We start from the raw sequence: 16,985 nt of genomic DNA, 5'->3' as shown, positions 1-16,985 counted from the left end.
CGCCCGGCATGACCGCCCTCCCCCACTCCCGGCTTCGCTCGTCGAGCGGGGCGGCCCCCGTGCGCGGGGGCGCCACCACCGCGCCCGAACGGCTGCTGTCGGTGCTCACCGCGTTCGACCGCGAGCACCCGGCGCTGTGCCTGACGGACATCAGCCGCCGGGCCGGGCTGAGCCTGACCACCGCGCACCGGCTGGTGCGGGCGCTGACCGAATGGGGCGCGTTGGAGCGGAACGAGTCGGGTGCCTACCAGGTCGGGCTGCGACTGTGGGAGGTCGCCGCACTCGCTCCGCGCCGTCTCCCGCTGCGGCAGGTCGCGCTGCCGTATCTGGAGGATCTCTACGAGGCCACGCACGAGAACGCGCAGTTGGCGGTGCGGGACGGTGGCGAGGTCGTCTACATCGAGTGGCTGGCGGGGCGTTCCTCGGTCGGCGTGCACATCCGTGTCGGCGCCCGCTGGCCGTTGCACGCCACCGGGGCCGGGCTCGCCCTGCTCGCCCATGGCGAACCGGAGTTCCAGGAGGCGTACCGCGTGGGTCCGCTCGCCTCCTTCACCCCTTGTACGATCACCGGTCCGGAGCGTCTGCGCGGGGTGCTGGCAGAGGTGCGGCGCACCGGCGCGGCGGTGAGCGACCGTCAGGTCACCGACAACGTCCTGTCGTGGCCGCTCCGGTGCACGGCCCGGACGGCACCGTGACCGCGGCCGTATCGGTCGTCGTACCGCACGCCGGCACACCGGTGCCGACGCTGGTCCCCTCGGTGCGGCTGGCGGCGCGCGGGATCTCGCGGGCGCTGGGGTGGCGGCCGGAGGAATCGGTGCGGGACGGTGCGGGGCGTCCGTCCGGCCGGTGAGGGCCGGGCCCTGCCGCCGGGCACCGGAAATCCCTCTCGCCGGTGAGGACGCGCTCCCTGAAGACTCGTGATACTGGGACGGCCCTTGCCCCGAGGAGCCGCCCATGTCCGTCCGGTCCCCGCTCGCCTCCGTCGCCGCACGGCTGCGAACGACGAATCCGTACGCCGTCGACGCGGCCGTCGCCGCGCTGGTGCTGTTCGCCGTCTCACTGCAGTGGCTGTTCCCGGACGAGGGTGACGATCCGCTGACCTGGCGGGGCTGGCTGCTCGGGGCCGCCACCGCGGTTCCGCTGGTGTGGCGGCGCGCGGCGCCCTTCGCCACCGCCTGTGCCGTGTCGGTGGCCACCCCCACGCAGGCGTTGCACCACGCGCCCCCGCCCGACCTGATGTACGGCGGGTTCGTCGTCCTCTACACACTGGCCGCCCTCGCCCGGCCCTGGCAGCGGCGCCTGATGCTGGCGGGCTGGCTGATCGGGGTCGCCGTCACCATCAGCCACAAGGAAGACGCCGAGCCCTTCGAGTACGCCTTCCAGCTGCTGAGCATCGTGTGCGCGTACGCGCTCGGCACGCTCGCCCGCACCCAGCGGGCCTACACCGCAGAACTGGAGGACCGGGCCCGGCGGTTGGAGCGCGAGCGGGCCGCCGGCACCGCGCGGGCCATGGCCCAGGAACGCTCCCGCATCGCCCGCGACATGCACGACATCCTGGCGCACGCGGTCAGCCTGATGGTGGTGCAGGCCGAGGCGGGACCGGTCGTCGTGCGGAGTGATCCGGCCCGCGCCGAGGCCGCGTTCGAGGCGATCGCGACCGCCGGCCGGGACGCGATGACCCAACTGCGGCGCATTCTCGGCGTACTCAAGCAGGAGCAGCCGGCAACCGAACCGCAGCGCCTGCCGCAGCCGGGCGTGGACGCGCTGTCCGGCCTGGTCCGGCGGGTGGGCGAATCGACCGGGCTGCGCGTGGAGTTGCGGGTGACGGGGGAGCCACGCCCGCTGCCGCCGGACACCGAGGTCGCCGCCTACCGCATCGCCCAGGAGGCACTCACCAACACGGTCAAGCACGCGTACGCTTCCTCCGCGACGGTCGGGCTCGACTGGGCGGAGGACGAAGTGACCTTGACGGTGACGGACGACGGACGGGGCGCGTCCGCCCCGGGCGAGGGCGGACACGGGCTCATAGGCATCCGGGAGCGGGCGGCCGCCTGCGGGGGCGGGGCCACCGCGGGCGGCGCCCCGGACGGCGGCTTCCGCGTCGTCGTACGCCTGCCCGTCGCCACCGGGCGGCGGGCGGCGCTCGGGTGAGCATCCGGGTGGTCGTCGCGGACGACCAGGAGCTGGTCCGCAGCGGCTTCACCATGATGCTGGAGGCACAGGCCGACATCGAGGTCGTCGCGGAGGCGGGTGACGGTGCCGAGGCGGTGGCCGCGGTCGAGCGGCACGCGCCCGACGTGCTGCTCCTGGACATCCGTATGCCGGTCATGGACGGCCTCGACGCGGCCCGGCGGGTGTGCGCCCGGTCCGCCTGCAAGGTCCTCATGCTGACCACCTTCGACCTGGACGAGTACGTGTACGAGGCGTTGTACGCGGGCGCCAGTGGCTTCCTGCTCAAGGACGTGCGCCGGGACGACCTGGTGCACGCGGTGCGGGTGGTCGCGGCCGGCGACTCGCTGCTGGCACCGGCGGTGACGCGCCGGCTGGTCGCGGACATCGTGCGGCGCCGGTGGGCGGAGGCCACCGCCGAGGTCACCCCGCAGCGCCTCGACGTGCTGACCGCCCGCGAGGTGGAGACGCTGCGGCTGCTGGCGCGCGGGCTGTCCAACTCCGAGATCGCCACGACCCTGTTCGTGAGCGAACACACCGTCAAGACCCATGTCAGCAACATGCTGGGCAAGCTCGGTCTCAGGGACCGGGTGCAGGCGGTGATCTGCGCGTACGAGACCGGCCTGGTGGCCCCGGGCTCCCCCTGACGGGTGAGGCGGGCGGCGTGCTCCCCCGCCGGGGCGAGTCCCGTAAACCACTCCCTCCGGCGATCCGGCACCGTGCCCTCGGCACGAGTCTGTTGGCGATGCCGAATGTCGCATCCCAAGCAGGCCGACGATTGCCGGGAGGCACCGTGCTGTCCACACTCGCCCGGGCGGCGACCCGCCGCCCGCTGACCGTGATGCTCCTGTGGGGCCTGTTCCTGCTGCTCGGATTCGGCCTCGGGACGGGTGTCTTCGGAAACCTCTCCGACGACGTGCCCGACGTCCCCGGCACCGAGTCGGAGGCCGCCGCCGAGTACCTGGACGGCCTCGACCCGTCGGGCGAGTCGATCACCGCCGTCGTCGAGGCCGCCGCCTCCGGCCCCGAGGTGCGGGCCCAGGTGCGGGGGGCCGTCGCCGACCTGCGGGAGATCCCGGGCGTCGCCGCGGTGCCCGACCCGTACGCCACCCGCGGCCTGGTCGCCGAGGACGGGCGGGCACTGATCGTGCCCGTCACCTTCGAGGGCGGTCTGGACGACGACGCCGAGGAGGCCGCGGTGGACGCGGCAGCCGACCGCCTGCGCGGGATCGACTCCTCGGGGGTCCATGTCAGCGGCGGGCCGCTGCTGGGCGAACAGCTCGGCGAGCGGGCCCAGGAGGACGTGAAGAACGCGGAGTTGATCTCGCTGCCGGTCGTGCTGGCACTGCTGCTGGTCATCTTCGGCGGGCTGCGCGCCGCGGGACTGCCGCTGCTGGTCGCGGTCGCCGGCATCGCGGGCGCGTTCCTGGGGCTGTTCGCCTTCAGCCAGTTCACCGACATCTCCGTGTACGCGATCCAGGTCACGACGATGCTGGGGCTCGGTCTCGCCGTGGACTACGCCCTGCTGATGCTGGTCCGCTTCCGGGAGGAACGGCGGGACACCTCCGACGTGGTGGAGGCCGTGCACCGCACGGTGGCCGCGGCCGGGCGGACCGTGCTCTTCTCCGGGCTGACGGTGGCGGTGAGTCTGGCCGGGCTGCTGGTCTTCCCGAGTACGTTCCTGCGCAGCATGGGTCTGGCGGTGGCCGCGGTGGTCGTCGTCGACATGCTCGCCGCGCTGACGCTGCTGCCCGCGCTGCTGGCCCGGTTCGGCGGGAAGATCGCCCCGGCGAAGGTGCGCCCGAAGGGCGAGGAGGGCCGCCTCTTCGCCCGCCTGGCCCGCTTCGCGACCCGCCGGCGCGTGGCCGTCCTGGCCGTCGCCGTCCCGGCCCTGCTGGTGCTGGCGCTGCCCGTCACCGGCATGCGCATCAACATCGGCGACGCGCGGCAGCTCCCGAAGAGCACCGAGGCCCGGCAGCTGTACGACGCCGTCGACGCGCACTTCCCGCCGGGCACCGGGGTCTCGCCGGTCACCGTGGTCCTGCGGCCCGGCACCGACGCGGCGACGGCCGACCGGATCCGCGCGCTCACGCCGGGCACCGCGAGCCGTGACCTGCCCGGCGGGACGACCGTGCTCGAACTGCCCCCGGCCGGCTCCGTCGACGGCAGGGCCGCCACCGAACTGGTCGAACGGGTACGGGACCTACGCGGCGACGCCCCTGTCCAGGTCACCGGTACCGCGGCCCAGCTGGTCGACTTCCGGCAGATGCTCGCCGACCGGGCGCCCTGGGCGGCGGTGACCGTGCTGGCCGGGATCTTCGTGCTGCTGTTCGCCTTCACCGGGTCGGTGCTGCTGCCGCTGCGCACCATCGCGACCACGCTGCTCAGTCTCGCCGCCGCGCTCGGCGCCGTCGTGTGGGTGTTCCAGGACGGTCATCTCGCCGGCCTGATCGGGGCCGAAGGGCTGGGCGCGCTGAGTCTGACCGCCCCGCCGCTGATCATCGCGATCGCCTTCGGACTCGCCATGGACTACGAGCTGTTCATCCTGGCGCGGATGCGCGAGGCCCGGCAGCGGACCGGCGACGACCGGGAGGCCGTGGTGACCGGGCTGCGCCGCTCGGGGCGGGTGGTGACCTGTGCCGCGCTGCTCCTGGCGGTGGTCTTCGGCGCCTTCATGACGGGCGGCTTCTCCCCGATCCTGCAGATCGGGCTGGGCCTCACGCTGGCGGTGCTGATCGACGCCACGGTCGTACGGATGCTGCTGGTCCCGGCGACCATGGCGCTGCTGGGCCGCCGCGCCTGGTGGGCTCCGAGGCCGCTGCGCCGGGCGCACGAGCGGTTCGGTGTGCGCGAGGAGGCGGCCACCGCCCCGGCCGCGCCGCAGCCGGCGCACCACTGAGGCAACGGCCCACGGAGGCACCGGCCGGCCGGCGGACTTCGTGAACGTGAACTGGTTCGGCTTCGGCCGCCGAGCGACCCGGCCGCCGCAGGAGGACGGAGGGGCTCCACGCACGCGTGGGGCCCCTCCGTCGTGGTCCCGAAGGCGCCGCTCGGCGCGACGCTCAGCGCAGCTCCGCCCGGAAGACCGCCGGTGCCCGGTCCGTGTGCTGCTGGAAGAACTTGGAGAAGTTCGCCGCGTCCGGGAAGCCGACCGCCGCGCCGACCCGGCCGATCGGCATGTCGGTGTGGGCGAGCAGGCGCTTGGCCTCCAGGACGACGCGTTTGTCGATGAATCCCTTGGGCGTCTCGCCGGTGGCGGCGCGCACCGCGCGCACGAGGGTGCGGCGGGAGTAGCCGAGCGCGTCGGCGTAGGCGCTGACGCTGTGGTTGGTGGCGAAGCCCCGCTCGACCGCGTCCCGGAAGAGCGTGAAGGTGGTGTCGCCCGGCGTGTCCGCCCGCCCCTGGCGCGCCGCCTCGGCCGAGCTGACCGCGAGGTGCGCGAGACGCAGCAGGAACGCGGACAGCGTGTGGCGCAGTACGGCGGTGTGCAGGCTGAGGGGCAGGGTGGTGGCGTCCTCGTACTCGCGCCGCAACTGGTCGAGTCCGGCCGTGAGCCCGGCGAGCCGTGCCTCGTCGGGGTGGAGCAGGGGCGGCAGGTCGTAGCGGTAGAGGCCGGTGGCCTCCACGGTGGCGCGGGGCAGGAAGCCGGGCTGCATGGTGAGCACCGTTCCGCGGTACTCGCTCGTCCGCGAGAAGCGGTGGACCTGTCCGGGCCGGATCCACAGCAGATCGCCGGCCGTCGCCCCGTACTCGGCGAAGTCGATCATGTGCCGGACCGGGCCGCCGGTGAAGAGCATGACGACGTGGAAGTCGATGCGGTGCACGCGGTGCAGCGGGGCCTGCGCGTGCCAGGTAAGGCCGGCACCCATGGGACCGACCTGCATGCCGACGCCGAGGAGGCTGAGATCGACCGGGAAGGGGAACGTTCTGATTCCGTCGCCGCCCCTGCCGTCGCCGCCACCGCCGTCTTGGATGTTTTCGTCCGCCATGTCCTTCTCGTGCCGTACCACCCGTGCGCCCGGACGCCGGGGCGTGTCCCAGTTTCACCACAGGCTGGCACACCTCGACCTTCCCTCTCAAAAGTCAGACTTTTAAGTTTGAACATGTCAGACCGGTTCCTTCGCTCCGATCGAGGATTTCTTGAAGATGAGCACGCACACAGTGGACGGCGCGGACCGCTTCGAATGGACCGAACTCGACCGGCGTGCCGTCGACACCGCCCGGGTTCTGGCGGCCGATGCCGTGCAGAAGGTCGGGAACGGCCACCCCGGCACGGCGATGGCACTGGCCCCGGCGGCGTACACGATCTTTCAGAAGGTGATGCGGCACGACCCCGCCGACCCGGAGTGGACCGGCCGTGACCGCTTCGTCCTCTCCCCCGGCCACACCTCGCTGACCCTTTACACGCAGCTCTACCTCGCCGGGTACGAGTTGGAGCTGGACGACCTGAAGGCGTTCCGCGCGCACGGCTCGAAGACGCCCGGCCATCCCGAATACGGGCACACGGCGGGCGTGGAGACGACCACCGGGCCGCTGGGCCAGGGCGTCGCCAACGCGGTCGGCATGGCCATGGCCGCCCGCTACGAGCGCGGACTCTTCGACCCCGGGGCCCCGGGCGGCGAGTCCCCCTTCGACCACACCGTCTGGGCGATCGTCTCCGACGGCGACCTCCAGGAGGGCGTCTCCGCCGAGGCGTCGTCTCTGGCCGGTCACCAGGGGCTCGGCGGCCTGGTCCTCCTCTACGACGACAACCACATCTCCATCGAGGGCGACACCGCGACCGCCTTCTCCGAGGACGTGCTCAAGCGCTACGAGGCCTACGGCTGGCACGTGCAGCGCATTGAGCCCGCCGAGAGCGGCGACGTCGACGTGCACGCCCTGTACGCGGCGCTGACGGCGGCGCGGGCCGAGACCGGGCGCCCCTCCATCATCGCCATGCGCACGATCATCGCCTGGCCCGCCCCCAACGCGCGGAACACCGAGGCCTCCCACGGCTCCGCCCTCGGCGAGGACGAGGTCGCCGCCACTAAGCGCGTCCTCGGCTTCGACCCGGAGCGGTCCTTCGAGGTCGACGACGAGGTGCTCGCCCACACCCGCCGGGCCCTGGACCGGGGCGCCGAGGCGCACGCCGCCTGGGACAAGCGGCTCGCCGAGTGGCGCGGCGACCAGCCGGAGCGCGCCGGGCTGTTCGACCGCGTGGTCGCCGGCCGGCTGCCCGCGGGCTGGGAGGACGCCCTCCCGGTGTTCGAGACCGGCAAGTCCGTCGCCACCCGCGCCGCCTCCGGCAAGGTCCTCCAGGCACTCGGCCCGGTCCTGCCCGAGCTGTGGGGCGGCTCCGCCGACCTGGCCGGTTCGAACAACACCACGATCGACAGGACCAGCTCCTTCCTCCCCGGGGACAACCCGCTGCCGGAGGCCGACCCGTACGGCCGCACCGTCCACTTCGGCATCCGCGAGTTCTCGATGGCAGCGGAGATGAACGGCATCGCCCTGCACGGCAACACCCGGATCTACGGCGGCACCTTCCTGGTCTTCTCCGACTACATGCGCAACGCGGTGCGCATGTCCGCCCTGATGCAGCTGCCGGTGACGTACGTGTGGACGCACGACTCCGTGGGCCTCGGCGAGGACGGCCCGACCCACCAGCCCGTCGAGCACCTGGCCGCGCTGCGCGCCATCCCCGGTCTGAACGTCGTCCGCCCGGCCGACGCCAACGAGACCGCGACCGCCTGGGCCGAGATCCTCAAGCGGCACTCCACTCACCCGGCCCCGCACGGCCTCGCCCTCACCCGCCAGGGCGTACCGACGTACGAGCCCGATCCGGACGCGGCGCGCGGCGGCTACGTCCTCGTCGAGGCTTCCACCGGCGCCCCGGAGGTCCTCCTGATCGCCACCGGCTCCGAGGTGCAGCTCGCCGTGGCCGCGCGGGAGGCGCTGGAGGCGGAGGGGACGCCCACGCGAGTGGTGTCGATGCCGTCCGTGGAGTGGTTCGAGGAGCAGCCGCGCGAGTACCGCGAGAGCGTGCTGCCGCCGTCCGTGAAGGCCCGGGTGGCCGTGGAGGCCGGTATCGGGCTCACCTGGCACCGGTTCACCGGGGACGTGGGCCGCATCGTCTCCCTGGAGCACTTCGGCGCCTCCGCCGACGCCGAGACCCTGTTCACCGAGTTCGGCTTCACCGCGGAGCACGTGGCCGCCGCCGCCAGGGAGTCCCTGGCCGCCGCCCGCGGCTGAGCCGACCGTACTCGACCACGGAAAACACCGCAGAAAGAGAAGATGATCACTGTGACCGAAGCAACCGCGACCGCGGGTGCACTGCGACGCCTGTCCGAGGCGGGCGTCTCCATCTGGCTGGACGACCTGTCGCGGCGGCGGATCGAGTCCGGCAACCTCGCCGAACTGATCGACACGAGGAACGTCGTCGGCGTCACCACCAACCCGTCGATCTTCCAGGCCGCCATCGGCTCCGGCGAGGGTTACGAGGAGCAGCTCGCGGACCTGGCGACCCGGGGCGTCACCGTCGACGAGGCGGTCCGCATGATGACCACCGCCGACGTCCGCGCCGCCGCCGACGTGCTGCGGGGCGTGTACGACGCCACCGGCGGCCGGGACGGCCGGGTCTCCATCGAGGTCGACCCGCGTCTCGCCCACGACACCCGGGCCACGATCGCCGAGGCCCGTCAGCTGGCCTGGCTCGTCGACCGCCCCAACGTGATGATCAAGATCCCGGCGACGAAGGCCGGTCTCCCGGCGATCACCGAGGTCATCGGCGCCGGCATCAGCGTCAACGTCACGCTGATCTTCTCCCTGGAGCGCTACCGCGAGGTCATGGACGCCTACCTCGCCGGCCTGGAGAAGGCGCGGGCGGCCGGTCTCGGCCTCGCCGGCATCCACTCCGTCGCCTCCTTCTTCGTCTCCCGCGTCGACAGCGAGATCGACAAGCGCCTGACGCTGCTGGGCACGGACGAGGCGCTCGCCCTGAAGGGGAAGGCGGCACTGGCCAACGCGCGGCTGGCCTACGAGGCGTACGAGAACGTCTTCGCCGGTGACCGTTTCACCGCCCTCGCCGGGGCGCGCGCCAACCCCCAGCGCCCCCTGTGGGCGTCGACCGGGGTGAAGGACCCGGCATTCCGGGACACCCTGTACGTGGAGGAGCTGGTCGCTCCCGGCACCGTGAACACGATGCCGGAGGCCACCCTGAACGCCGCCGCCGATCACGGTGACGTACAGGGCGACACGGTCACCGGTGGTTATGCCCAGGCCCGGGCCGACCTCGAAGCCGTGGAGCGGCTCGGCATCTCCTACGACGAGGTGGTGCAGCGACTGGAGCAGGAGGGCGTGGCCAAGTTCGAGGTGGCCTGGCAGGACCTGCTGGACGCCGTGACGAAGTCCCTCGACAGCAAGGGAGTTGACGGGGAATGAGCGAGGACCTTCCCGCTACGACGGTCCACGAGACCAAGGCGACGAAGGAGGCCAAGGAGACGAGGACGGCGCAGGAGGCCGCGGGGCCGTCGCACGCCCAGGAGACCGATGAGTCCGGGGCCGCCGAGGCTTCGGAACCGGCCAGGACGGCCAGGTCCGCCCGGACCGCGAAGAAGTCCGGGCCGGCCGGCGCCGCCAAGGGCGCGAAGGCGGCCGCGGTGGACGCGAGGGCCGTGACGCCCGTCGCGCCGCTCGACTGGAGCAACCCCCTGCGCGATCCCCAGGACCGGCGCCTCCCCCGCATCGCGGGCCCGTCGGGACTGGTCATCTTCGGAGTCACCGGCGACCTGTCCCGCCGGAAGCTGATGCCGGCCGTCTACGACCTGGCCAACCGCGGCCTGCTGCCACCGGGGTTCTCCCTGGTCGGCTTCGCCCGCCGGGACTGGGAGAACCAGGACTTCGCCCAGGTCGTGCACGACGCCGTCAAGGAGCACGCGCGCACGCCGTTCCGTGAGGAGGTCTGGCAGCAGCTCGCCGAGGGCATGCGCTTCATCCCCGGCGACTTCGACGACGACAACGCGTTCGAACAGCTGCGCAAGGCCGTCGAGGAGCTGGACGCCTCCCGCGGCACCAGCGGCAACTACGCCTTCTACCTCTCGGTGCCGCCGAAGTTCTTCCCCAAGGTCGTCCAGCAGCTCAAGAAGCACGGGCTGACCGACACCCCGGACGGCTCCTGGCGCCGCGCGGTGATCGAGAAGCCGTTCGGGCACGACCTGGACAGCGCCCGAGAGCTGAACGCGCTGGTGCACGAGGTCTTCGACCCGGAGCAGGTCTTCCGGATCGACCACTACCTGGGCAAGGAGACCGTCCAGAACATCCTGGCGCTGCGCTTCGCCAACCAGATGTACGAGCCGATCTGGAACCGGTCCTACGTCGACCACATCCAGATCACGATGGCCGAGGACATCGGCATCGGCGGCCGGGCCGGCTACTACGACGGCATCGGCGCGGCCCGTGACGTCATCCAGAACCACCTGCTCCAGCTGATGGCCCTGACCGCCATGGAGGAGCCGGCCTCCTTCGACGCGGCGTCGCTGCTCACCGAGAAGCTGAAGGTGCTGAAGGCGGTACGGCTGCCGGACGACCTCGGCGAGCACACCGTGCGCGGACAGTACGCGGGCGGCTGGCAGGGCGGCGCGCAGGTGCCCGGTTACCTGGAGGAGGAGGGCATCGACCCGGCCTCCACCACCGACACCTACGCGGCCATCAAGCTGGGCGTCGACAACCGCCGCTGGGCGGGCGTCCCGTTCTACCTGCGCACCGGCAAGCGGCTGGGCCGGCGGGTCACCGAGATCGCGGTCGTCTTCCAGCGTGCCCCGCACTCCCCCTTCGACTCCACCGCGACGGAGGAGCTGGGCGAGAACGCGATCGTCATCCGCGTCCAGCCCGACGAGGGCATGACCGTGCGGTTCGGCTCCAAGGTGCCGGGCACGTCGATGGAGATCCGGGACGTGTCCATGGACTTCGCGTACGGCGAGTCGTTCACGGAGTCCAGCCCGGAGGCGTACGAACGGCTGATCCTGGACGTCCTGCTGGGCGACGCCAACCTGTTCCCCCGTCACCAGGAAGTGGAAGAGTCCTGGCGGATCCTCGACCCGATCGAGGGGTACTGGGCCGCGCACGGCAGGCCCGCACAGTACGACGCGGGCGGCTGGGGACCGCGGGAAGCCGACGAGATGCTCGCACGAGACGGACGGAGCTGGCGCAGGCCATGAGGATCGACCTGACCGACACCACGGCAAGCAAGATCAACAAGGCGCTGGTGCAGGGCCGCCGGGCCATCGGCACCCCTGCCGTGGGCATGGTGCTCACGCTGGTCATCGTCACCGACGAGGAGAACGCCTACGACGCGGTCAAGGCGGGTGAGGAGGCCTCGCACGAGCATCCCTCGCGCACCCTGGTCGTCATCAAGCGCCACCCCCGCAACCTGCGCGACCGCACCCGCTCGCACCTCGACGCCGAGGTCCGGGTGGGCTCCGAGGCCGGCACCGGCGAGACGGTCGTGCTGCGCATGTACGGGGAGGTGTCCGAGCACGCCGACTCGGTGGTGCTGCCGTTGCTGCTGCCGGACGCCCCGGTCGTCGTGTGGTGGCCGGTGGAGGCACCGGACGACCCCGCGGGGGACCCGCTGGGCGCGCTGGCGCAGCGCAGGATCACCGACCTGTACGCGGTCGAGCGGCCGATGGAGGTCCTGGAGCGCCGGGTCCGCGCCTACACGCCCGGCGACACCGACCTCGCCTGGACCCGGCTGACGCTGTGGCGCTCCATGCTCGCCGCGGCACTCGACCAGGCCCGGGTGCCGGTGACCTCGGCGACCGTGGAGGCCGAGGCCGAGAACCCGGCCGCCGAGCTGCTGGCCCGCTGGCTGGAGGCGCGGCTGCACGTCCGGGTCGACCGCGTGATCACCGACGGTCCGGTCGTCACGGCCGTCCGCCTCGGCACCGCGAACGGCGAGATCGTCATCGACCGTCCCGAGGGACCGATCGCCACGATGACCCTGCCCGACCAGCCCCCGCGCTCCCTCGCGCTCAAGGTCCGCTCGACCGCCGAACTCATCGCCGAGGAGCTCAGGCGCCTCGACGCCGACGACATGTACGCCATCGCCCTGCGCGGCGAGGCCGGCAAGGAGACCCCCGTCCATGTCTGACACCCCGAAGCTCGACCGGCGACCCGAGTGGACCGCGCTGGCGGACCACCGCAAGGACGCGCTGCCGCGGCCGGACCTGCGCGAGCTGTTCGCCTCGGACCCCGGGCGGGCGGAGCGGTACGTCGTGCGCGTCGGCGATCTGCGCATCGACTACTCCAAGAACCTGGTCACCGACGACACGCTGGCCCTGCTGCGGGAACTCGCCGCCGCCACCGGCGTGTTCGACCTGCGCGACGCCATGTTCCGCGGTGAGCGGATCAACATCACCGAGGACCGGGCGGTCCTGCACACCGCCCTGCGCGCCCCGCGGGACGCGGTGATCGAGGTCGACGGCGAGAACGTCGTGCCCAAGGTGCACGCCGTGCTGGACCGCATGACCGACTTCGCCGACCGGGTCCGTTCCGGCGAGTGGACCGGACACACCGGCAAGCGCATCCGCAACGTCGTCAACATCGGCATCGGCGGCTCCGACCTCGGTCCGGCGATGGCGTACGAGGCGCTGCGGGCCTTCGCCGACCGCTCGCTGACGTTCCGGTTCGTGTCGAACGTGGACGGTGCCGACCTGCACGAGGCGGTCCGGGACCTGGACCCGGCGGAGACGCTGTTCATCGTGGCGTCCAAGACGTTCACCACGATCGAGACGATCACGAACGCGACCTCGGCGCGCTCCTGGCTGCTGGCCGGGCTGGACGGCGCCGGGAAGGGGGACGAGAAGGCGGTCGCCAAGCACTTCGTGGCGCTGTCGACGAACGCCGGGAAGGTCGCCGCGTTCGGCATCGACACGGCCAACATGTTCGAGTTCTGGGACTGGGTCGGCGGCCGGTACTCGTACGACTCGGCGATCGGCCTCTCCCTGATGATCGCCATCGGCCCGGACCGCTTCCGGGAGATGCTCGACGGCTTCCGCATCGTCGACGAGCACTTCCGCAACGCCGAGGCCCCGGTCAACGCCCCGCTGGTCCTTGGCCTGCTGGGCGTCTGGTACGGCAATTTCATGGGCGCCCAGTCGCACGCCGTACTGCCGTACAGCCACTACCTGTCGAAGTTCACGGCCTACCTCCAGCAGCTCGACATGGAGTCCAACGGCAAGTCGGTCGACACCGACGGGCGTCCCGTGGAGTGGGAGACCGGTCCGGTTGTCTGGGGCACGCCCGGCACCAACGGACAGCACGCGTACTACCAGTTGATCCACCAGGGCACGAAGCTCATCCCGGCCGACCTGATCGGCTTCGCCCGGCCCGTCGCCGAGCTGAGCGACGAGCTGAAGGACCAGCACGACCTGCTGATGGCCAACCTCTTCGCCCAGGGGCAGGCGCTGGCCTTCGGCAAGAGTGCCGAGGAGGTCCGGGCGGAGGGTGTGTCCGAGGAGCAGGTGCCGCACCGCACCTTCAAGGGCAACCACCCCACCACGACCGTCCTGGCCACCGAGCTGACCCCGTCCGTCCTCGGCCAGCTGATCGCGCTGTACGAGCACAAGGTGTTCGTACAGGGCGCGATCTGGAACATCGACTCCTTCGACCAGTGGGGCGTGGAGCTCGGCAAGGTGCTGGCCAAGCGCGTCGAGCCCGCCCTCACCGAAACGTTTGAATCAGCCGCTGACGCGGCGGGCTCCGTGCCCGGTCTCGATCCGTCCACGGCCGCGCTGGTGGCCGCCTACCGTGAACTGAAGGAAGTGCACTGACATGCAGATCGGTCTTGTTGGTCTCGGCAAGATGGGCGGCAACATGCGCGAGCGTCTGCGCAACGCCGGCCACACCGTCGTCGGATACGACACCAATCCCGAGCGGGCCGACGTCGGCAGTCTGGTCGACCTCGTCGAGCAGTTGGAGCGGCCGCGCGCGGTCTGGGTCATGGTCCCGGCCGGCGCCGCCACCCAGCACGTCATCGACCAGCTGGCGAACCTGCTCAGGCACGGAGACACCGTCATCGACGGCGGCAACAGCCGCTGGACGGACGACGAGAAGCACGCCGAGGAGCTGGCCAAGCGCGGCATCAACTTCGTCGACGCCGGTGTCTCGGGCGGCGTGTGGGGCCTGGAGAACGGCTACGCCCTGATGGTCGGCGGCGAGAAGGAGGTCGTCGACGACCTCAAGCCCATCTTCGACGCCCTCAAGCCCGAAGGGCCGTACGGCTACGTCCACGCGGGCAAGGTCGGTGCCGGTCACTTCTCCAAGATGGTCCACAACGGCATCGAGTACGCCATGATGCAGGCGTACGCCGAGGGCTGGGAGCTGCTGGAGAAGGTCGACTCCGTGGACAACGTCCGCGAGGTCTTCCGCTCCTGGCAGGAAGGCACCGTGATCCGCTCCTGGCTCCTCGACCTGGCCGTCAACGCCCTCGACGAGGACCACCACCTGGACGAGCTGCGCGGCTACGCGGAGGACTCCGGCGAGGGCCGCTGGACCGTCGAGGCCGCCATCGACAACGCCGTGCCGCTGCCCGCGATCACGGCCTCCCTCTTCGCTCGGTTCGCGTCCCGGCAGGACGACTCGCCGCAGATGAAGATGATCGCCGCGCTGCGCAACCAGTTCGGCGGGCACGCGGTGGAGGCCGCCAAGAAGTAGGCGGTACTCAAAGCGCGTTGACGTGATCGGCCGGTTCGGGTCAGAGTCCATCCCTGATGGAGATCAACGACCTGACACCGGCCGAGGCGCGCGTCTGGCGGGCGTTCGCCACGGGCACCGCCGTGGACTTCCGTGCCGCCGACGACGAGGACCCGGCCGAGGGCGGCACCTGGGGCCCCGAACGGACCGTTCGCGCGAGCGTGTTGCGCGCACTGCTGCTCGACGGCCCCCGGGCGGACGGCGAGGTGGCCGCGCTGAGCCTGGCGGGCGCGCGCGTCACCGGGCCGCTGGAACTGGCGTACGCGACGGTCGACCACCCCGTGCGGCTGCGGCACTGCCACTTCGACGACGTGCCCAGGCTCTACGCGGCCCGGCTGCGCGAGGTGAACCTGAGCGAGTCCGTCCTGCCCGGCCTGGTCTCGCACGCCGTCCGGGTGGACGGCGTACTGCGGCTGACCCGCGCCCGGTTCGGCGGGATGGTGCGGCTCGGCGGAGCGGAGATCACCGGCAGCCTCTACCTGGAGAGCACGGCGATCCACGCGCCGGACACCGAGGGGCCGGTGCTCCAGCTGAACCAGGCGGTGCTGGGGGCAGACCTGTGGGCGCCGGGGCTCCGGGCGCGGGGAACGGTGCGGCTCGACGGCGCCCGGGTGGCCGGGACGGTCAACCTCACCGACGCGGTACTCGACCGGCCGGACGGCACCGCCCTGCAGGCCGAGACGCTCGCGGCCGAGGCCGATGTGCTGATGCGGCACGCCGAGGTGCGAGGCCGGCTGGAATTCCGCGGTGCGCGCATACCAGGGCGGCTGGACCTGTCGCAGGCGCGCCTGGTGAATCCCGGGGGAACCGCGCTGCGCGCGAGCAGTTGTGTGATCGGTGAACTGTGGCTGCGCCAGTGCCCGACGGTGGAGGGCACCCTCAACCTGCGCCGCTCCCAGGTGGAGGTGCTGTTCGTCGAACCGGAGGCGGTACCGCACCGCGTCCAGCTGAACGACCTCACCTACACGTCGCTCATCCCGCACGAACCCGCCGGGAGACGGCTGCCGATGCTGGAGCGCGGCGACAGCTATCTGCCCTTCGTCTACGAGCAGTTGACCGCCTCCTACCGCCGGATCGGCGACGACGACGCGGCCCGGCTGGTACAGCTCGCCAAGCAGCGCCGGCACCGCCGCACCCTGCCCTGGTACGGCCGGGTCTGGGGGCTGCTCCAGGACGCCGCCGTCGGCTACGGCTTCCGTCCGCTGCGGGCCGGCGGCTGGCTGCTGTCGCTGCTCGCGGTCGGCTCGGTCGCGTACGGCCTGCGGCACCCGCCGCCGCTCAAGCCGGCGGAGTCCCCCGACTTCAACCCGGTGTTCTACACGCTGGACCTGCTGCTGCCGGTGATCTCCTTCGGTCAGGAGAGCGCGTTCGCGCCCGAGGGCTGGTACCAGTACCTCGGTTACGTCCTGATCGTCATGGGCTGGATCCTGGCCACCACCGTCGTCGCCGGTGTCACCCGTACCGTCAGCCGGCAGTGAACCCGCGCACCGCGTGCTGCGCGGACAGCCGGACCGGGGCGTTGGCCGCGCCGTAGCCGCGGTAGCCGCCGTCCCGCTGGACGAGTTCGAAGAAGACCCGGCCGACGGTGTGCGTGTAGCAGTGCCGGAAGGTGCCGTGCGCGTCGCGGTCGTAGAGGATGCCCAGCTCCCGGTACGTCTCCAGCTCGCCGTCGGCGAACTCGAAGCGGGCGGCGAGGTCGTCGTAGTAGTTGCCGGGGATCGGGAGCAGCGGGCCGCCGGCGGCGCGGAAGCGGCGCGCGGCGGCGACCACGTCGTCGGTGGCCAGGGCGATGTGCTGGGCGTGCGCGGTGTCGTCGGTGGGTGCCGCGCCGACGGTCAGGACTATGCGGACCCCGCCGTCGTCGGTGGTGACGGCGCGGCTGCGCAGCAGGCCGTAGGGGTCGGCGACGTCCACGCTCTCCTGCGGGCGCAGTCCGAGGACGCCGCGGTGGAAGAGCGCCGCCTCGTCGAACTGGTGCCAGGGCTGGGTGAGGGAGAGGTGGTCGACGCGCCAGGCCGCCCCGGCCTCGGCGTGCGCGCCGGTGTCCTCGAAATCGGCCCGCCAGTCGGGCAGTCCGGGGCGCTCGG

General features: G+C 72.1%; 12 protein-coding genes and 1 pseudogene. 11 read left to right on the top strand and 2 right to left on the bottom strand.

Annotated elements, in window-relative coordinates; genetic code table 11:
• Positions 1-59 precede the first annotated feature (59 nt).
• The 4 genes and pseudogenes from EBH09_RS30810 to EBH09_RS30795 all read left to right on the top strand — a co-directional run bounded on the left by EBH09_RS30810 (position 60) and on the right by EBH09_RS30795 (position 5,068).
• Positions 60-850: pseudogene (locus EBH09_RS30810) on the top strand (IclR family transcriptional regulator).
• A gap of 104 nt (positions 851-954) precedes the next feature.
• Positions 955-2,151: a histidine kinase gene (locus tag EBH09_RS30805; protein WP_121750152.1), complete on the top strand. Its 1,197-nt coding sequence runs from the start codon at positions 955-957 to the stop codon at positions 2,149-2,151.
• Positions 2,148-2,816: a response regulator transcription factor gene (locus tag EBH09_RS30800; protein WP_121750151.1), complete on the top strand. Its 669-nt coding sequence runs from the start codon at positions 2,148-2,150 to the stop codon at positions 2,814-2,816. Before EBH09_RS30805 ends, EBH09_RS30800 begins: the two co-directional genes overlap by 4 nt.
• 146 nt (positions 2,817-2,962) lie before the next feature.
• Entirely contained in the window at positions 2,963-5,068 is a 2,106-nt protein-coding gene (locus EBH09_RS30795) for an MMPL family transporter (RefSeq protein WP_121750150.1), read from the top strand.
• A gap of 163 nt (positions 5,069-5,231) precedes the next feature.
• On the opposite strand, the gene EBH09_RS30790 is transcribed toward EBH09_RS30795, so the two are convergent.
• Positions 5,232-6,158, bottom strand: coding sequence for an AraC family transcriptional regulator (locus tag EBH09_RS30790; RefSeq protein WP_121751085.1), 927 nt, complete (start codon positions 6,156-6,158; stop codon positions 5,232-5,234).
• Between the two features lie 157 nt (positions 6,159-6,315).
• Between EBH09_RS30790 and tkt the strand changes: the two genes are divergently transcribed.
• From tkt to EBH09_RS30755, 7 genes are read left to right on the top strand one after another with little or no spacing between them, the layout of a single operon-like run.
• A complete protein-coding gene (tkt, locus tag EBH09_RS30785) occupies positions 6,316-8,400 on the top strand; it encodes a transketolase (RefSeq protein WP_121750149.1) in 2,085 nt (694 codons plus the stop codon).
• A 42-nt stretch (positions 8,401-8,442) separates the two neighbouring features.
• Complete coding sequence (tal, locus tag EBH09_RS30780; protein ID WP_121750148.1) at positions 8,443-9,588, top strand: transaldolase; 1,146 nt, start codon at positions 8,443-8,445, stop codon at positions 9,586-9,588.
• Positions 9,585-11,363, top strand: a complete 1,779-nt coding sequence (gene zwf, locus EBH09_RS30775) for a glucose-6-phosphate dehydrogenase (protein WP_121750147.1) — start codon at positions 9,585-9,587, stop codon at positions 11,361-11,363. The genes tal and zwf overlap by 4 nt, the downstream gene beginning before the upstream one ends.
• Complete coding sequence (gene opcA, locus EBH09_RS30770; RefSeq protein WP_121750146.1) at positions 11,360-12,295, top strand: glucose-6-phosphate dehydrogenase assembly protein OpcA; 936 nt, start codon at positions 11,360-11,362, stop codon at positions 12,293-12,295. Before zwf ends, opcA begins: the two co-directional genes overlap by 4 nt.
• On the top strand, positions 12,288-13,976 hold the full coding sequence (gene pgi, locus EBH09_RS30765; RefSeq protein WP_121750145.1) for a glucose-6-phosphate isomerase: 1,689 nt from the start codon (positions 12,288-12,290) through the stop codon (positions 13,974-13,976). Before opcA ends, pgi begins: the two co-directional genes overlap by 8 nt.
• A gap of 1 nt (position 13,977) precedes the next feature.
• Positions 13,978-14,859, top strand: a complete 882-nt coding sequence (gene gnd, locus EBH09_RS30760) for a phosphogluconate dehydrogenase (NAD(+)-dependent, decarboxylating) (RefSeq protein ID WP_121750144.1) — start codon at positions 13,978-13,980, stop codon at positions 14,857-14,859.
• Positions 14,860-14,915: 56 nt separating this feature from the next.
• Positions 14,916-16,376, top strand: coding sequence for a membrane-associated oxidoreductase (locus EBH09_RS30755; RefSeq protein WP_121750143.1), 1,461 nt, complete (start codon positions 14,916-14,918; stop codon positions 16,374-16,376).
• On the opposite strand, the gene EBH09_RS39430 is transcribed toward EBH09_RS30755, so the two are convergent.
• A partial coding sequence (locus EBH09_RS39430) for a VOC family protein (RefSeq protein WP_238697490.1) occupies positions 16,363-16,985 on the bottom strand: 623 nt, incomplete at its 5' end. The genes EBH09_RS30755 and EBH09_RS39430 overlap by 14 nt on opposite strands.

This window comes from Streptomyces sp. E2N166, assembly GCF_003671715.1.
GTDB lineage: Bacteria > Actinomycetota > Actinomycetes > Streptomycetales > Streptomycetaceae > Streptomyces > Streptomyces thinghirensis.
This window is presented reverse-complemented; position numbering and strand designations above follow the sequence as displayed.